Source organism: Brachybacterium sp. (assembly GCF_052095815.1).
Lineage (GTDB): Bacteria > Actinomycetota > Actinomycetes > Actinomycetales > Dermabacteraceae > Brachybacterium.
This window is the reverse complement of the sequence record NZ_JBQDLF010000069.1, coordinates 1-14,456: the sequence shown is the minus strand read 5'-3', so window position 1 is coordinate 14,456 and position 14,456 is coordinate 1. Positions and strand designations below refer to the sequence as shown.

Genomic DNA, 14,456 nt, shown 5'->3' with positions numbered 1-14,456 from the left:
TTCTACGTCAACGACGCGACGCTCCCCATCACCACGAACCGGGAAGAGCCCCTATCCGACTGTGAATGGAGTTTTTGATCATGTCCGACACCACGATCCCGCCGTTGGGGTATTCGCCTGAGCCGCCCCGCCCACATCGGGTGGTGGTTGAGTTCGATGTCCTCGCCCGCTCCCAGGCTGAGGCCGACCACATGGTTGGCGAGGTGCTGATCGAGGATCTCGCTGGTCCTCCAGGCCAGCTCCGCCCTGACGGCGACCGAGTGTTCGGGGAGGACTTCGGCGATGACGTCCCGCACATCCGCTCCTGGGCTCCCGCACCCGCTCCCAGCCGTTCAGCGTCTGCATCGGTGGCGCCGTCGCTGGGGTGGGAGCCGTTCGAGGGGACGGGGATCCCGGAGATCGTGGCGGAGATGTTCCCACCTGAACCGGTCGCCAGCGACTTCCGATTCCCAGACGGCACCTCTGACTTCGATGGGGTTGAGGGAGCGCATGAGCAATGGCGTGACGAGTGTTTGTCGCTTGCGGTGCAGGCCTCCCGTCTCCCGGACACGTTGGAAAGGTTGGAGCGGACCGAACAGGTCCGCGACGGCCTGGTGGATCTGCTGGAGCGGGAGCAGCTTCCCGTGGAGCCGGTGAAGGATGACTATCTCGTCACGGTCGCTCCGTCGTTCGAGGGCGAGTATGAGGATCTGCGGTTCCGGTCCGACCACGGCCAGTGGCGAGCTGATTTCACGGATGCTGCCCTGCGCCGCGAGCACGCCCTGCAACAATTGGTCGCGGAGGGCGGACCACGGACGATGTTCCTTCCCGAAAGGTTCCACCGTGAGTGGGTGCCTTCGGATCTGATCGCCCTGCAGACCCTGCGGGTGCTCGTGGAGCGGGAGAAGGCCGGGGATGGCAAGGCGTTGCTGGACCGGGCGCAGCGGGAGGAACTGTCGGCGATGTTGTTCGCCGCCGACCCCGATGTGACCGTCCCTGACCCGGATGACCCTGTCGGTATGCCGATCTATGAGGGGCCTGCCTCGGAGGCGCATTCGTGGATCATCCCTGGCGTCTACGACGCCACCGGCATCGATGGCGAGGGCCAGTTCCGTCTCGTCGTGGGCCGGGTCCCGGTCGGCGATGAGGTGACGGCCTCAGCAGCGTTCCCACCCGCCGAGCATGACAGTGCCGTGGTGAACAAGATCGCCCGCATCCTGGAGCAGGACACCGAACAGCACGACCCGGCGATGGTCCTCGATCGGATCAATACCGCGGTTCTCGCCACCGGCCGCACTGGTGCCGCTCCGGGGGACATTCGCCCGCCCGCGCAGGCGCTGACGTCCCTTGAACGTGGGGCGCTGCTGAGCGAGCTGCTCGCCGAACGGGAACAGCACCTGGACACCGACCCGGACGGGCCAGAACCACCGACGCCGGGCCGTGGTCCGGGTCGGAGCCTATAGCAGAAGGGCGACGCTGAACGGCGGAGGCGGGGGTGGGTGTGTTTGACGATTTGGCGCAGGTTCTTGACGAAACGGCGCATCTTGCCCGGGAACACTCGCGGTAAGCGCTGAGGTTCGGGTAGGGGTTGAGGTTCAAAGAGGGAATGCTCATGAGCGGAGATTCTGCAGGCAGCATGGCTGCTGCCGCACCTTCCCGGTGACACCGCGCACGAGCCCCCAGCCCGTGCTGTGTCCCGAAGGAGGTGCACATGTCGTTCGCCGACGCCACCACATGGTCGATGCCCGCCCGCCTTCCCGGCGCACTCGGGGCAGCGGCCGCCGTCTACGCCGCCGCGGGCATCCCGGTGTTCCCCTGTGCACCTGGTCAGAAGCATCCACTGACCGCGCATGGTTTCCAGGACGCCTCCACCGACCCTGCGCAGATCGACGCGTGGTGGCAACGGTACCCGACCGCGAATATCGGCATCCCCACCGGGACGGTGGTGGATGTTCTGGATGTGGATGTGCACGCCACCGGCACCGGTTATCCGATCCTCCGTGTCCTGCAGCGGGAGGGGCTGATTGGCGGATGGGAGCAAGCGGTCAGGTCCCCGTCGGGTGGCCTGCATCTGTATTACCCGTCCGATCCGGATCGGCAGCCGCGGTCGTGGTCGCGGGGGCGGGCGCATGTGGACTTCCGCGGTACTGGCGGCTACATCATTGCCCCGCCCTCCACTGTTACCACCGACCACGGGGACCGCCGCTACGAGATCATTGCCCGCGGACGCGTTCCTCGGCCCGTTGATGCGGACGGGGTTCGGGACCTTCTCACTCCGACCCCAGGACCGCGCCCGGCCACAGGTCCGATAGCCCGCCGGGAGACATCGGTGGAGCGACTCGCGGACTGGGTCGCCGGGCTTGCGGAAGGGAATCGGAACGCGGGATTGTTCTGGGCCGCGTGCCGTCTCGCTGAGGCCGGCCTGCCCGAACCCGACACCTTCGGGGTGCTCGAGCCCGCGGCGACCGCTGCCGGACTGGAGTCGCGGGAGATCGCAGCGACGATCCGCTCCGCACACCGCGCCGCCCGAATCGCTGTCGAGCCCGATGACCCCGTTTCGCAGGGTGCCCGTTCCTTGTCCGGGATCGGGAGGTAACTATGACCCGCCCGGCGAGCACGGTCCGCGTCCCTCGCGATCCTGACCTGAGCCCGGGCGAACAAGCACCCGACGGCCTGTTGCCCAGTGGCATGCAGCGGGGTGGGGTGTCGCGCCTGGTCGTCGTGCTTGCGGTGACGGGGACGATCTTGCTCGCTCTTGGCGCGTTCTGGCTGTCGTTTACGACTCTCCGCGACCTCGCGGTCCTTTCCGGGCTCCCCGCAGCACAGGCGTGGATATGGCCGCTGATCGTCGACGGTGTCATCTTGGAAGCCACGATCAGTGTCGTCGCCTTGCGGGATTCTGCCCGTCCTGCGCGGCGGTTCGCGTGGCTGCTGCTGGGCGCCGGCGCCGGAATGTCGGTGGCAGCGAACATCACGTACGCGGTCGTCGCGGCCGACACCCGCGTGCCCGCCCTGGTCGCGGCACTGGTCGCCTCCGTGCCGCCGCTGGTGCTGCTGGCGATGACGCATCTCACCGTCGAACTCACCCGCAACACCGCACCCGCTCCAGCTAGTCGAGAACCGAGGGCTCGTCCGCGGGTCCCTGCGGAGATCACGACGATCGCGACCTCCGGCGACCTGGACCGTTCCGAGCAGGGCGTGAGACTCGAGCCGCCGGACACGACAGTCGCGGCGCGACCGGAGACGAGGACCGGGGCACGGCCGGTGGCAGCTCGCGGAAGAGGCGAGCGACAGCGAGATGCCCATGCTCGGGCGCTCGCCCTCAATGCGGAGGGCGTGTCGAAGCGGCAGATCGCGGCCCAGCTCGGGGTGCATCCCACCACCGTCGGCCGGTGGCTGAACGCACCTGGCCGTCAACAGGACGGAGATCCACATGACTGACCCCACCACCCCAGGCCACCAGCACCTGGACCCGCCGCGCGTCACGGATCACGATCAGCAGACGGGCACGGGCGAGCACACTGACACGCCCTCCACACCGTCGACGCGCGGGGCGGCTGAGGAGGCGCGGGCGTCGGAGTTCGCCACCCACGGCGATCCCACCCTCACGCGAGATGGCACGGATCCGGTCGCAAAGCGCCCGGGCGTGCAGTGGGTACGACCCACCGATCTCGCTGCCCGAGCGGGCGGTGCCGTCCTGGACCGCGGTGCAGAGCTGAATCTTCGCTTGCGTGACGCGGTCCTCGACGGGGTCCGTGAAGGCCGCGCGCAGTTGCAGGAACGCCTGGCCCGCAGGCAGGAGCAACTGGACCCAGATCTGAACGGTCCGACGAGCGCCTCGGGGCGTGTGGTCGGGAGGACGGGGGTGAGCCGGTGACCGCTGCCTGTCCCGGCACCACCCGAGTGCCGCACGACACCCACACCCCCTAACTACTCATCCGCCGCCCGGTTGCTCGCTGTCGCACCCGGCGGCACCGCACAGACTCGCACCCACCGGGCAGGTCTGCTGGTTCCGTCACGCCTCCGCACGGCCCGTTTGCCTGCGCAGTGGGCGGTGGTCGGTGAGCCCAAGTCGGGGTTCATCCGGGTGGGGGTCGCACCTCTCTACCGACGGATCTCATCTCTTTCAGGAGTCGCTATGAACCACCACACACCCACCCCCGCGCCGACCGCGTCACTACCGCCAGATTTCACCACGAGCGAGGGGCTGCGCGGGCTGCTCATGGAGCTGAACGAGCACAACGCGTGGGCCACCAGCCCGGTCGCTGCTGAGCTCATGGTCTACGCGACGCGGAAGTATGCGCCGATCGCGAAGGCTTGGCGGCGTGATCCCGATGATGCGGCGTATGAGGCGTTCCTCGCGATGCGGCAACCCACGACGTTGCGTGCGGATGATCCGTGGGCGGTGATCACTCGTGCGGTCGCGCTCGGCATCGCGGCCGAGGTCAACGCCGACCGGAACATGACGTCGCAGGACAAGGCGCGGCGGCCGTCGAAGCGTCCGGCGGAGGAGCCGATGCGGGCTGGGCATTACGAGGAGTTCTTCTACGACGTCCACCCCCATGCCCACTCCTTCTACGCCCGAGACGACGGCGAAGGGGTGGACAGGTCGGTGGATCGGGTGATCCGCGCTACCTGTGTGTTCCTCGTCCTGACCGACTGGCCTGCACGCCCGGTCGAGCGGGCCGTGGACTACATCGCCCACCGCATCACCGGCCTGTCCTCCGGGACCTCGGCGTTGGAGATCGTCTCCCATGAGCGGCACATCGCGATCCGCCTCGGATACACCGCCACCGAATGGGCAGACCTGGTGCGCCTGGTTGTCGGGACGAAGACCAGGCGGCGTAAGAGCGGGGAGTACGGGCTGTTCGCGCGGGTCCTGCTCGGTGACGATGTCGCTGACCTTCTCCGCGACGAGACCCTCGTCGAGACCTCTCGCCGGATGGCTTCCGTACCTGACGGGCAAGAGGAGAACGGGGGCGTGTCGTGAGTCGGGGGCATTTGGTGTTGGAGCATGCGACGGATCAGATCATCGATGGTCACTCTTACCGGCGTGACCTTGGGGATCTGGAGGAGTTGACGGAGTCGATCCGTCGGTTCGGGTTGCTGTCGCCGATCGTGATCACCACCGGCAACGTCCTCATCTCCGGTAACCGTCGCCTCGCCGTCATGCGCGTCCTCGGGCACCGCACGGTCCCGGTGTGGGTCGTGCAGGGTGTCTCCGACAAGCTGTCCACCGTCCTGGCGATCCAGGACGAGAACACCCTTCATAAGATGCTCACCCCGATCGAACAGGCGGCGCTCTATGAGGAGCTCAAGCAGCTCTACACCGAAGAGAACGCCCGCAAGCAGGAGAGCACGCAGTTCGGTTCCCTCGCCCGCACCTCCGCCGCCGAGGACGGTGAAGGCGGGGAGGAGCGGGGTGTTCGCGGGAGTGAACACGGTGGTGTTGATTCAACACCACCGCAACCGACGGGCGGCGCGGCTGGTGGGAAGACGCGCATCCAAGCAGCGAAAGCCGTCACCGGCAGGGACTCGCACTCGATGCTCGACCAGGTCGTGGAGCTCAAACAGATCGCCGCATCCGACGGTGAGCATCCCGAGGTGCGGCAGGCCGCCGCCGAAGCCCTCCTCGAGCTCAACGGCGATGGGAAGGTCAACGGCCGCTATCTGCGAGTGAAGCTCCTCCAAGTACTCAACACCCTGGACCGGTGGGCGGTCGACCTGGACGAGCCCGATGCGGTCCGGGAGGCGGCTGCGGCGGAGCTCGAACTGGTGAAGGCGCAGGAGCATCCTAAAGATGCGATGGCAGCAGCGACCCGGGCGCTGGGCCGGGTGGGGCAGTTGCGGAAGGATGCCGCCGCGCTCGCCCCGCGGGAGGGGTGGACGGACGCGGACCCGTTGCTGCGGCAGAGACACGCCATCCGCAAAATCGTCGACCTGCTGCGCCGGGAGCACGGCTGGTGGGACCGCTACGATCCCGCCGACTTCGGGCGGTATGCCGACGCCGAGCAGTGGGAGCTCGTCGACACCTACATCACCGAAGCCGCAGCATTCCTCGACCAAGCCCGCACCGCCCGAATCGCAAGCGAGGACAACGCTGAGGCCGACGTTTGAGGACTCGTCCCGGGACGCGGATGAACTGGCGGAAGCCGCACGGGGGCTGGCGTATGCGACTCGGCAGATCGAGACCCCGGAAGACACCTATGACGTACTCGGGTCACTGCACCTGGCGCTGTCCCGGGTCCAGCAGGGGCTGCAGCAGTTCGCGGCCTGGCATCAGCGGCACGTCTCACTCGCCGCCACTGACGACGGTGACCGGGCTGCGGGTCGCGAGCACGCGGTCAAGGCCGGAGGCTGGTTGACGATCGCCGCAGCCTCCACAGGGCAAGTGGTCCAGCTCGTGATGAAAGCCCACAGTGAGAACGGGCGGATCGCCTGGCAGCCTGAGGCCGCACCGACACGATCTGAGGACCTGGCTGAAGCACTCGCGGGACGGGAAGCAGCCCTCGACCCCGAACCCCCAGCATCACGCGGACACACCAGCGACGGCAGAGGCCTCACGCGCTGAGAGCGGAACGGCCAGCGGGCGGGAGGCGCACCTATCGGGTGACCCCGCCCGCCCTCTTGTTGAAAGGCCCCGCCTCATGTCCTCTCCTCGCCCCGACGGTCAGCGTCGTCGTCGCCGTCTGATCATCACCCTCACCGCGACCGGCCTCGTCATCGCGGTGCTCGCCGGGATCGGCATCTACGGCCTCATCACCGGGGCCCGAGGCAACACCGATGATCCCGGGGACCGCGCACCCGCGTCCACGGCACCGGTCGACCCCACCGACCCGAACGGACAGCCAGAACAGACTGAGCTGCCAGCCCTGCCCCGCACGAACAACTCCGAAGCCTACGTGCGTGCGGTCGCGGAGACGCTGTTCACCTGGGACACCTTCACGCTGCTGACTCCGGCGGACCACCGTGCGGTGTTGATCGAGGACGCCGACCCGTCCGGCACCGAGACCCCGGGACTGATCTCCGACCTTGACGGGTATTTCCCGTCGGCGTCGACGTGGCGGGATCTGGCCGAGTACCGCACCCGCCAGAGCATCACCATCGACCAGGTGTTCATCCCCGCGCAGTGGGAGGAAGCCGTCGCCGCCTCGGGCGGGCAGATCACCGAGGGGACGGTGGCGTACACGGTCGAGGGCATCAGGCACCGGGACGGTGTCTGGTACGACGACCCCGTCACCAGCGAGCATGCGGTGGCGTTCACCGTGTTCGTGTCCTGTGAGCCGGTGTTCGACCGGTGCCATCTGCTGCGCCTGTCCGAACTCGACAACCCCCTCCGCTGACTGACGGGGATTGTGATGAAGAAGTTCCTTGCCGCCGTAGCCACCTTCCTGCTGCTGGCCCCGATGCTCGGGCTGGTCAGCATCGGGGTGCTGGTGAACCCGGCCGTCCTCAACCAGGGCAACTGCATCGCCAGCGGCGTGATCCTCGGCCCGATCCCCGACGAACTCGAGGTCACCATGAAGGACGGATACACCTTCACCCTCAACAAGCAGCAACTCACTCATGCCGGAACCATCATCACCACCGGCTCGGGCATTCCCGGTGTCGGGCGGGACGGAATCCTGATCGCGTTGATGGCGGCGCTCACCGAATCCACGCTCCGCCAACTCGCCAACACCGGCACCTACCCCGAGAGCGGCGACTACCCGAACGACGGCAACGGCAGTGACCACGACTCTCTCGGCCTGTTCCAGATGCGACCGCAAGCCGGGTGGGGCACCGTCGCCGAACTCATGGATACCACCTACCAGGCGCGAGCGTTCTACGGCGGACCCGACGGCCCCAACCACCCCTCACCCCGCGGACTGCTCGACATCCCCGGCTGGCAGCAGATGGACAAAGGCGAAGCCGCCCAAGCCGTCGAAGTCTCCGCGTACCCGGACCGGTACCAGAACTACGAGCCCGTCGCCGTGACGATCCTCGACACCCTCACCAGCAGCAGCAGCAGCGGTGGGAACGGGGTGCCTGGGGATACGAACATCCCGGAGACGGGCAGGTTGGTGTTTCCGCTGCCGGAGGGCAGCTATGTGCATACGTCGTCGTTCGGGCCGCGGGTCCACCCGATCACCGGGGTGCCGAGTTTCCATGCCGGAACCGATTGGGCCGCCCCCGACGGCACCCCCATCTTCGCCCTCGCTGACGGCGTTGTCGTCTATGCGGGCATGGTCGACGGGTTCTCCGGGCAGATCACCCTCGAGCACACCATCGACGGGGAGAAGACCGCGACGAAGTACATCCACATGTGGGCGCACGGCATCCACGTCACCGCTGGCGACCGGGTCATTGCAGGCCAGCACATCGGCGACGTCGGTAGTAGCGGCCACTCCACCGGCCCGCACCTGCACTTCCAAGTCCACCCCGGCGGCGTAGACCAGCCCCCGGTCGATCCGGAGCCGTGGCTCGCCGAGCACGGCGTGGAAGGCATCGACGCGCCGGTCGGGGGCGGGCCGGGCTGCATCACCTGACCCGAGCTGAGGGAGGCCGGGCGGGGTGGGTGGCGCACCTGATGGGTGCCTGCCCGCCCCTTGTCTTGAGGAGAACCGCATGCCTACCACCGCCCTGACTACTGCGCTGCTGCCGGCCGAGAACGTCTACCCCGACCTGAGTGGTGTCGGAGGCCGCTCCACGCTCATCGAGATCGTGGGCGCGCTGCTGACGATTGTGCTGGTTGTCGCGGTGCTCATGCTCGTCGTCTCCGGGATCGTGTGGGCAGTGTCGTCCTCGGGCGGGAACCCGCAGACGTCCGCGAAAGGCAAGGTCGGGGTGTTCGTCGCCCTCGGAGCCGCGGTCCTTGCCGGTGCTGGGGTGACGTGGATGAACTTCTTGTTGGGTCTCGGCGACACCCTCTGACTCCCGCACCCACCACCGCTTGCGGGAGCCAGAGGTGTGCCGGTTCAGGCGGGTTGGTCGTGGTTGTCGCCTGCGGTGAGCTGGCCGAGGAAGCTCCCCAGGACTGTGTGCAATCGTGTGGTGCTTTCCAGGGTCAACTGGAGGCCTTGTCTGTCGTTGGCGATCGCGACCCACGTCTCCTGGGCGTTGACGTCTCGGAAGGCGACGATGTTGAGCTCATCGGCTTCGACATCGTCGGTCAGCAGCCTGCCGCATCCCGACGTTCTCGCCAGTCGTTGGATCACGGGGACAAGGCGGTAGTCGCTGTGGTGCCGTCTGCTGTCGACCAGATGCTGGGCGAGGTGGTCGCGATCGCACCACTGCGGGCAAGGCTCCGTCAACCACTCTGACCGCTTGCCGAACATAGACATGGACATGACCTCTCCTTTTCACCGGTGCGCACCGTGCGCTCGGGTGAAGAACGGCCAGCCCGACGCGGCATCGGAAAGCGAGCCGAATCGCACACAGAGAACACCAGGTGAGGGGGATGTCCCGGCAACGCACCTGTCCAGGTGACCCCGCACGACCGGGTACGGGGCGATCGCTTGTGAAGGAGCCCTCATGCTTGCCGTCCTCGACACCCTCACCACCATGACTGGTGTTCTCCCGGCGGAGATCGACGTCATACCCAACGACTCCGGGCTCCCCGGCATCAGCGCGCTGCGCACCATTGTCGGCGCAGTGATGACTATCGGGCTGATCCTGTCCGTCCTGGCCCTGATCGTCTCCGCCGTCGTCTGGGGGTTCGGCTCCAACTCCTCGAACCCGCATTTAGCTTCGCGGGGGAAGGTCGGGGTGCTGATCTCCTGCGGGGCGGCGATCATCACCGGCGCGAGCGTGACGCTGATCAACTTCTTCTGGAACGTCGGCCAGACCGTCTCCTAACGATCACCTCTACCTACGGAAGGGAGGGGTGTTGTGGCTGGTATCTGTGACGTCCCCATCATCAGCAACGTCTGCGACACGGTCGGCGAGGGTGCGGCGACTCTGATCAGCGCACCGTTCGACTGGCTCGCGTCCGCGATTGGTGCCGCCGCGTCCTGGCTGTTCCAGGGCGTGTGGGCACTGTTCGACTCGACCACCCTGGTCGACATCACCGGGGCCGGGTATATCGGCGTGTACAACGTGATCTTCGGGATCGCGATCTTCGTCATGCTGATCTTCTTCTGCCTCCAACTCATCACCGGCCTGATCCGCCGCGACCCCGGCTCCCTCTCCCGCGCAGCCCTCGGCCTCGCCAAGAGCGTGCTCGGCTCGTTCCTGGTCATCACGCTCACGGCGACACTGCTGGAGATCGTCGACCAGCTCTCGATCGGCATCATCCAAGCCACCGGGACAACGTTGGAAGAGATGGGCGGGAAGATCGGCGTCCTCGTGGCCGGGCTGACTGCGATCACCCTCACCGCCCCCGGTGCCGGGGCGATCATCACCATCTTCCTCAGTTTCTTGGCAATCTGCGCGGCAGCGATCGTCTGGTTCTCACTGCTGATCCGGAAGGCTCTGATCCTGGTGGCGGTCGTGATGGCACCGATCGCGTTGTCGGGAGCGTCGTGGGATGCGACGAAGGGGTGGTTCGGGAAGTGGGCGTCCTTCGTCCTCGCCCTGATCTTCTCCAAGCTCGTGATCGTGGTGGTGTTCCTGGTGGCGATCAACCAGGTCAACGCCCCGATCGACATGGATCTGTCTTCGATTGCGGATCCGATCGCGGGGATCGTGCTGATGTTCATCGCCGCGTTCGCCCCCTACATGGTCTACAAATTCATCTCCTTCGTCGGCTTCGACATGTACCACGTCATGAGCGCCGAGCAAGAGTCCAAGCAGGCCATGAACCGGCCCATGCCGCTGCCTGGGAAACCCGACGGCGGAGGGCCGCAGAAGATCCTCGACGGCGGTGGCGGTGGCGACAGCAAGAGCGGCGGTGGCGGTGGCGGTGGCGGGAATCCGCCGCCCCCTCCGGGTGGTGGGTCCAAGCCCCCGCCGGGCGGTGGGGGTGGTGCCGGAGCCGCAGGGAGCAGCGCGGGTGGTGGTGCGGCGGCAGGCACCAGCGGTGCCGCTGCCGGAGGCAGTGGCGCAGCAGCCGGTGGCAGTGGGACGGCCGGTGCCGGGGCTGGTGCGGCCGCTGGACCGGTAGGGATCGCGGCCGTCGCCGGGGCGAAGATCGCCAAGGGCGCTGCGGAGGCCGGCCCCAAGGCCGGTGACGCGGTCGGTCGCGCGGCAGACGGCCACGCCGGTGCCGCCTCAGAGGGACAGACCGCGCCGCCGCCGGACCGGTCGACGCCACCGGCGCACCCGAGCATCCCACCGCAGAGTGGTCCGCCATCGAAGCCACCTGCTGCGGGCGTGGAGAAGCCGCCTGCCAAGCCGAACCACGGCGAGGCACCCCCTCCGCCGAAACCGACGCCGAAGACCTGACCGGAACGAGGGTCCGCATATCGGAGAGGAGGTGACACCCGTCGTCATTCGGGGCGGCGGCGCCGTGAGCATCCGCCCTGGGGGACAGCCAGCGACCTGACCCCCGGGGTGCTCACGGGCCGCCGCCCGCCATGGTGCCCGTACCTGACCGGCGACCCCGATCACCCCGCCGCGTCAGGAGCACCCATGGCCAGCACTGCGTCCACCCGCACCGAGTTCGAGTTGTCAGCAGTGAAGTTCTCCCGCCTCACCAAGCGCGGGATCATCCTCGGCCTCTCCCTCCCACAAGTCATCGCCCTCTCCGTCGCGGTCTGCGTGTTCATCGCCTCCCTCTACACCGGTGGCCCTACCGCCCTGTACACGTCTCCGATCTGGGGCACCGCCACCGCCCTCGCCTGGGTACCGATCGGCGGCCGGAAGCTCGTCGAATGGGTCCCCATCACCCTCCACTGGATCCTCCGTCAAGCCCTCCGCCAGATCGGATACCGGCGTCGGATCGTCAAGCCCCGCCCTGCGGGAACGCTCGCGCTGCCCGGGGATGCGGCACCGCTTCGCCAGTACGAGGACCCCGACACCGGTGCGGTCATGGTGCACGACCCGCACGCCCAGACGTTGACGGCGCTGGTGGAGGTGACACATCCCTCGTTCATCCTCCTCGACCCCGGCGAACAGGAACGCCGCGTCCACGCCTGGGGCCGCGTCCTGTCCACCGCCTGCCGGTCCACGAGGATCGCCCGCCTCCAAGTCCTCGAACGTACTGTGCCGGACTCTGGGTCGGGGCTCGCGCAGTGGTGGGCCGAACAGGGCAATGACGACGACTCCTGGGTCGCGAAGACCTACCGGGAACTCATCGACCGGGCAGGCCCCGCAGGCGAACGCCACATCTCCACCATCTCCCTGTCCCTGGATATGCGGGCAGCGTCCCGTGCGATCCGCACCGCGGGCGGCAGCCTCCGCGGTGCGGCGGTGGTCCTCAAGCAGGAGATGGAGACCCTCACGACCGCGCTGCGCACCGCAGACCTCAAACCCACCGACTGGTACACGCCCGGGCAGCTCGCGGTCATGCTTCGTTCCGCGTATGACCCCGCGATCGCCGCGACACTAGAGCGGTCCGGACAGATCGGGCACGACCTCGCCACAGCGGGCCCGGTCGCAGTGGAAGAGACCTGGGAGCAGTTGCGGTCCGACAGTGCACATCATGCGGTGTTGTGGATCAGCGAGTGGCCCCGCTCCCTCGTCTACCCAGGGTTCCTCGCACCCGTGCTCCTTAGCTCAGGGATCCGGCGGGCGTTCACTTTGCTGTGTGACCCGATCCGCAGTGATCAGGCCGCGCGGGATATTCGGAAGAAGAAGACCGAGTACATCTCTGATGCGGCTCAGCGGCAGAAGGTCGGGCAGATCGAAGACGCCACACAATCTGCCGAATACCAAGACGTCCTCCAACAAGAAGCCGACCTCACCAGCGGACACGGGGTCCTGCGCTACACCGGCCTCCTCGCCGTCTCCGCGACCACCGCGGACGAGCTCGAAGCCGCCGTGTCCGCGATCGAACAGGCCGCGATCCAGGCCTCGTGTGAGACGAGGCGGTTGGTCGGGCAGCAGGCGCAGGCGTTCGTCGCGGCGGCGTTGCCGCTGTGCCGGGGCATCTGAGGGTGGGGCGTACCTGAGGGGTGTCACCGCGCATTCCCGTAGAAAGGCCACCGCTCATGGGACAGCACACCAGTCCGAAAAAGCTCTACTCCACCGTCCTCGTCGAAGACGGCACCGGCCGGAAGAAACGCAAGACCCGGGAGCGCGCCGCCCGCCAAGTCATCACCCGCGAGCACGCCGAGCAGCGACAGGCGGAGAAGGCGAAGCTCGCCGCAGAACGCGCCGAGGCACGCTCGACGAACTACCTCCCCAGGAGTGGCGAGCCGGGGCCTGCGGGGTTGCGTTCGTATCGGGGGTTTCGGGTGCCTGCGCATCAGGACACCTCGGCCGCGTTGCAGGGTGCGTACCCGTTTCTCGCCGAAGGAGGCCTCGGCTCCCACGGCGTGTTCGTGGGGCAGGACATGTACTCCGGCGGATCCTTTGTGTACGACCCGTGGGTGCTCTACCAGCGCGGCATCATCACCGCCCCCAACCTCGTGCTCGCCGGCATCGTCGGCTCCGGGAAATCCTCCCTCGCCAAGAGCCTGTACACCCGCTCGATCCCGTTCGGACGCCGCGTCTACGTCCCCGGCGACCCCAAAGGCGAACACACCGCCGTCGCGGAAGCGGTGGGTGGGAAAGCGATCATCCTCGGCCACGGGTTACGCAACCGCTTGAACCCGCTCGACCAGGGCTACCGACCCGCAGGACTCACCGACGCGGAGTGGGCCTCCACCGTCGCCTCCCGCCGCCGCGACCTGATCGGAGCCCTCGCCGAAACCGTCCTCGAACGGTCGTTGTCACCGTTGGAGCACACGGTCATCGATGTCGCACTCCAAGCCGTCGTCGCCAGCAACGATGTGCCGATCCTGCCGATGGTCGTCGACCGCATCCTCACCTCCGACCCCACAGACGACGACCGCCTGGCCGAGGACGGCCGCATGGTCGGCCACGCCCTGCGACGCCTCGTCTCCGGCGACCTCCAAGGCCTCTTCGATGGCCCATCCACGGTGACGTTTGACCCGACGTTGCCGATGATCACCCTCGACCTGTCCCGCGTCGTCGAAAACTCCACCCTCATCTCGGTGCTGATGACGTGCTCGTCGGCGTGGATGGAATCCGCACTGCTGGACCCGAACGGCGGTCAACGCTGGGTCGTCTACGACGAAGCCTGGCGACTCATGTCACACCCGGCGCTGTTGAAGCGGATGGATGCGCACTGGCGGCTCGCCCGTCACTACGGGATCGCGAACCTGCTGATCTTCCACAAGCTCACCGACCTCGACAACGTCGGAGACCACGGCTCCGCCATGCGCGCCCTCGCCAACAGCCTTCTCGCCAATGCGGAGTCGCGGATCATCTACCGGCAAGAATCCGACCAGATTGGCACCACCGGCAAGACCCTCGGACTGACCGGCACCGAACAGAAACTGGCTCTTCGCAGCTGAGGGGGTAGATGCGGAACGCGGGGTGGGCGCGTCGGT

General features: G+C 67.5%; 13 protein-coding genes. 12 read left to right on the top strand and 1 reads right to left on the bottom strand.

Features of this window, described 5'->3' with window-relative positions; genetic code table 11:
• Positions 1-80 precede the first annotated feature (80 nt).
• The 8 genes from ACTH43_RS17430 to ACTH43_RS17395 all read left to right on the top strand — a co-directional run bounded on the left by ACTH43_RS17430 (position 81) and on the right by ACTH43_RS17395 (position 8,892).
• Entirely contained in the window at positions 81-1,442 is a 1,362-nt protein-coding gene (locus ACTH43_RS17430; protein WP_441446159.1) for a hypothetical protein, read from the top strand.
• Positions 1,443-1,690: 248 nt separating this feature from the next.
• On the top strand, positions 1,691-2,575 hold the full coding sequence (locus ACTH43_RS17425) for a bifunctional DNA primase/polymerase (RefSeq protein ID WP_441446158.1): 885 nt from the start codon (positions 1,691-1,693) through the stop codon (positions 2,573-2,575).
• 92 nt (positions 2,576-2,667) lie between these two features.
• Positions 2,668-3,420, top strand: coding sequence for a DUF2637 domain-containing protein (locus ACTH43_RS17420; RefSeq protein WP_441446161.1), 753 nt, complete (start codon positions 2,668-2,670; stop codon positions 3,418-3,420).
• A gap of 697 nt (positions 3,421-4,117) precedes the next feature.
• The gene (locus ACTH43_RS17415; RefSeq protein WP_441446157.1) at positions 4,118-4,969 is read left to right on the top strand and encodes a hypothetical protein; all 852 of its coding nucleotides are present in this window, start codon (positions 4,118-4,120) and stop codon (positions 4,967-4,969) included.
• Entirely contained in the window at positions 4,966-6,096 is a 1,131-nt protein-coding gene (locus ACTH43_RS17410; protein WP_441446156.1) for a ParB N-terminal domain-containing protein, read from the top strand. The genes ACTH43_RS17415 and ACTH43_RS17410 overlap by 4 nt, the downstream gene beginning before the upstream one ends.
• A 530-nt stretch (positions 6,097-6,626) precedes the next feature.
• Complete coding sequence (locus ACTH43_RS17405; RefSeq protein ID WP_441446155.1) at positions 6,627-7,322, top strand: hypothetical protein; 696 nt, start codon at positions 6,627-6,629, stop codon at positions 7,320-7,322.
• Between the two features lie 15 nt (positions 7,323-7,337).
• Complete coding sequence (locus ACTH43_RS17400; RefSeq protein WP_441446154.1) at positions 7,338-8,507, top strand: M23 family metallopeptidase; 1,170 nt, start codon at positions 7,338-7,340, stop codon at positions 8,505-8,507.
• Positions 8,508-8,586: 79 nt separating this feature from the next.
• Positions 8,587-8,892: a DUF6112 family protein gene (locus ACTH43_RS17395; protein ID WP_441446153.1), complete on the top strand. Its 306-nt coding sequence runs from the start codon at positions 8,587-8,589 to the stop codon at positions 8,890-8,892.
• Between the two features lie 44 nt (positions 8,893-8,936).
• Here the strand turns inward: ACTH43_RS17395 and ACTH43_RS17390 are convergent, their stop codons facing one another.
• Positions 8,937-9,308: a DUF6907 domain-containing protein gene (locus tag ACTH43_RS17390; protein ID WP_087133178.1), complete on the bottom strand. Its 372-nt coding sequence runs from the start codon at positions 9,306-9,308 to the stop codon at positions 8,937-8,939.
• A gap of 214 nt (positions 9,309-9,522) precedes the next feature.
• Here ACTH43_RS17390 and ACTH43_RS17385 point away from each other — a divergent pair, with 214 nt between their 5' ends.
• From ACTH43_RS17385 to ACTH43_RS17370, 4 genes are all read left to right on the top strand, one after another.
• Positions 9,523-9,816, top strand: a complete 294-nt coding sequence (locus ACTH43_RS17385) for a DUF6112 family protein (RefSeq protein WP_441446160.1) — start codon at positions 9,523-9,525, stop codon at positions 9,814-9,816.
• A 33-nt stretch (positions 9,817-9,849) separates the two neighbouring features.
• The gene (locus tag ACTH43_RS17380) at positions 9,850-11,343 is read left to right on the top strand and encodes a conjugal transfer protein TrbL (RefSeq protein ID WP_441446152.1); all 1,494 of its coding nucleotides are present in this window, start codon (positions 9,850-9,852) and stop codon (positions 11,341-11,343) included.
• Positions 11,344-11,529: 186 nt separating this feature from the next.
• Positions 11,530-12,993 (top strand): SCO6880 family protein, encoded by a 1,464-nt coding sequence (locus ACTH43_RS17375; protein ID WP_441446151.1) that lies wholly within the window; start codon positions 11,530-11,532, stop codon positions 12,991-12,993.
• Between the two features lie 56 nt (positions 12,994-13,049).
• Positions 13,050-14,420, top strand: a complete 1,371-nt coding sequence (locus ACTH43_RS17370) for an ATP-binding protein (protein ID WP_441446150.1) — start codon at positions 13,050-13,052, stop codon at positions 14,418-14,420.
• Positions 14,421-14,456: the final 36 nt, after the last annotated feature.

What these genes read in the sequence shown, in the direction of transcription:
- ACTH43_RS17420 (WP_441446161.1), top strand. Translation starts at nt 2,668, where the DNA reads ATGCAGCGGGGTGGGGTGTCGCGCCTGGTCGTCGTGCTTGCGGTGACG.
- ACTH43_RS17425 (WP_441446158.1), top strand. Translation starts at nt 1,691, where the DNA reads ATGTCGTTCGCCGACGCCACCACATGGTCGATGCCCGCCCGCCTTCCC.
- ACTH43_RS17390 (WP_087133178.1), bottom strand. Translation starts at nt 9,308, where the DNA reads ATGTCCATGTCTATGTTCGGCAAGCGGTCAGAGTGGTTGACGGAGCCT.
- ACTH43_RS17385 (WP_441446160.1), top strand. Translation starts at nt 9,523, where the DNA reads ATGACTGGTGTTCTCCCGGCGGAGATCGACGTCATACCCAACGACTCC.
- ACTH43_RS17415 (WP_441446157.1), top strand. Translation starts at nt 4,118, where the DNA reads ATGAACCACCACACACCCACCCCCGCGCCGACCGCGTCACTACCGCCA.
- ACTH43_RS17370 (WP_441446150.1), top strand. Translation starts at nt 13,050, where the DNA reads ATGGGACAGCACACCAGTCCGAAAAAGCTCTACTCCACCGTCCTCGTC.
- ACTH43_RS17400 (WP_441446154.1), top strand. Translation starts at nt 7,338, where the DNA reads ATGAAGAAGTTCCTTGCCGCCGTAGCCACCTTCCTGCTGCTGGCCCCG.
- ACTH43_RS17395 (WP_441446153.1), top strand. Translation starts at nt 8,587, where the DNA reads ATGCCTACCACCGCCCTGACTACTGCGCTGCTGCCGGCCGAGAACGTC.
- ACTH43_RS17405 (WP_441446155.1), top strand. Translation starts at nt 6,627, where the DNA reads ATGTCCTCTCCTCGCCCCGACGGTCAGCGTCGTCGTCGCCGTCTGATC.
- ACTH43_RS17375 (WP_441446151.1), top strand. Translation starts at nt 11,530, where the DNA reads ATGGCCAGCACTGCGTCCACCCGCACCGAGTTCGAGTTGTCAGCAGTG.
- ACTH43_RS17430 (WP_441446159.1), top strand. Translation starts at nt 81, where the DNA reads ATGTCCGACACCACGATCCCGCCGTTGGGGTATTCGCCTGAGCCGCCC.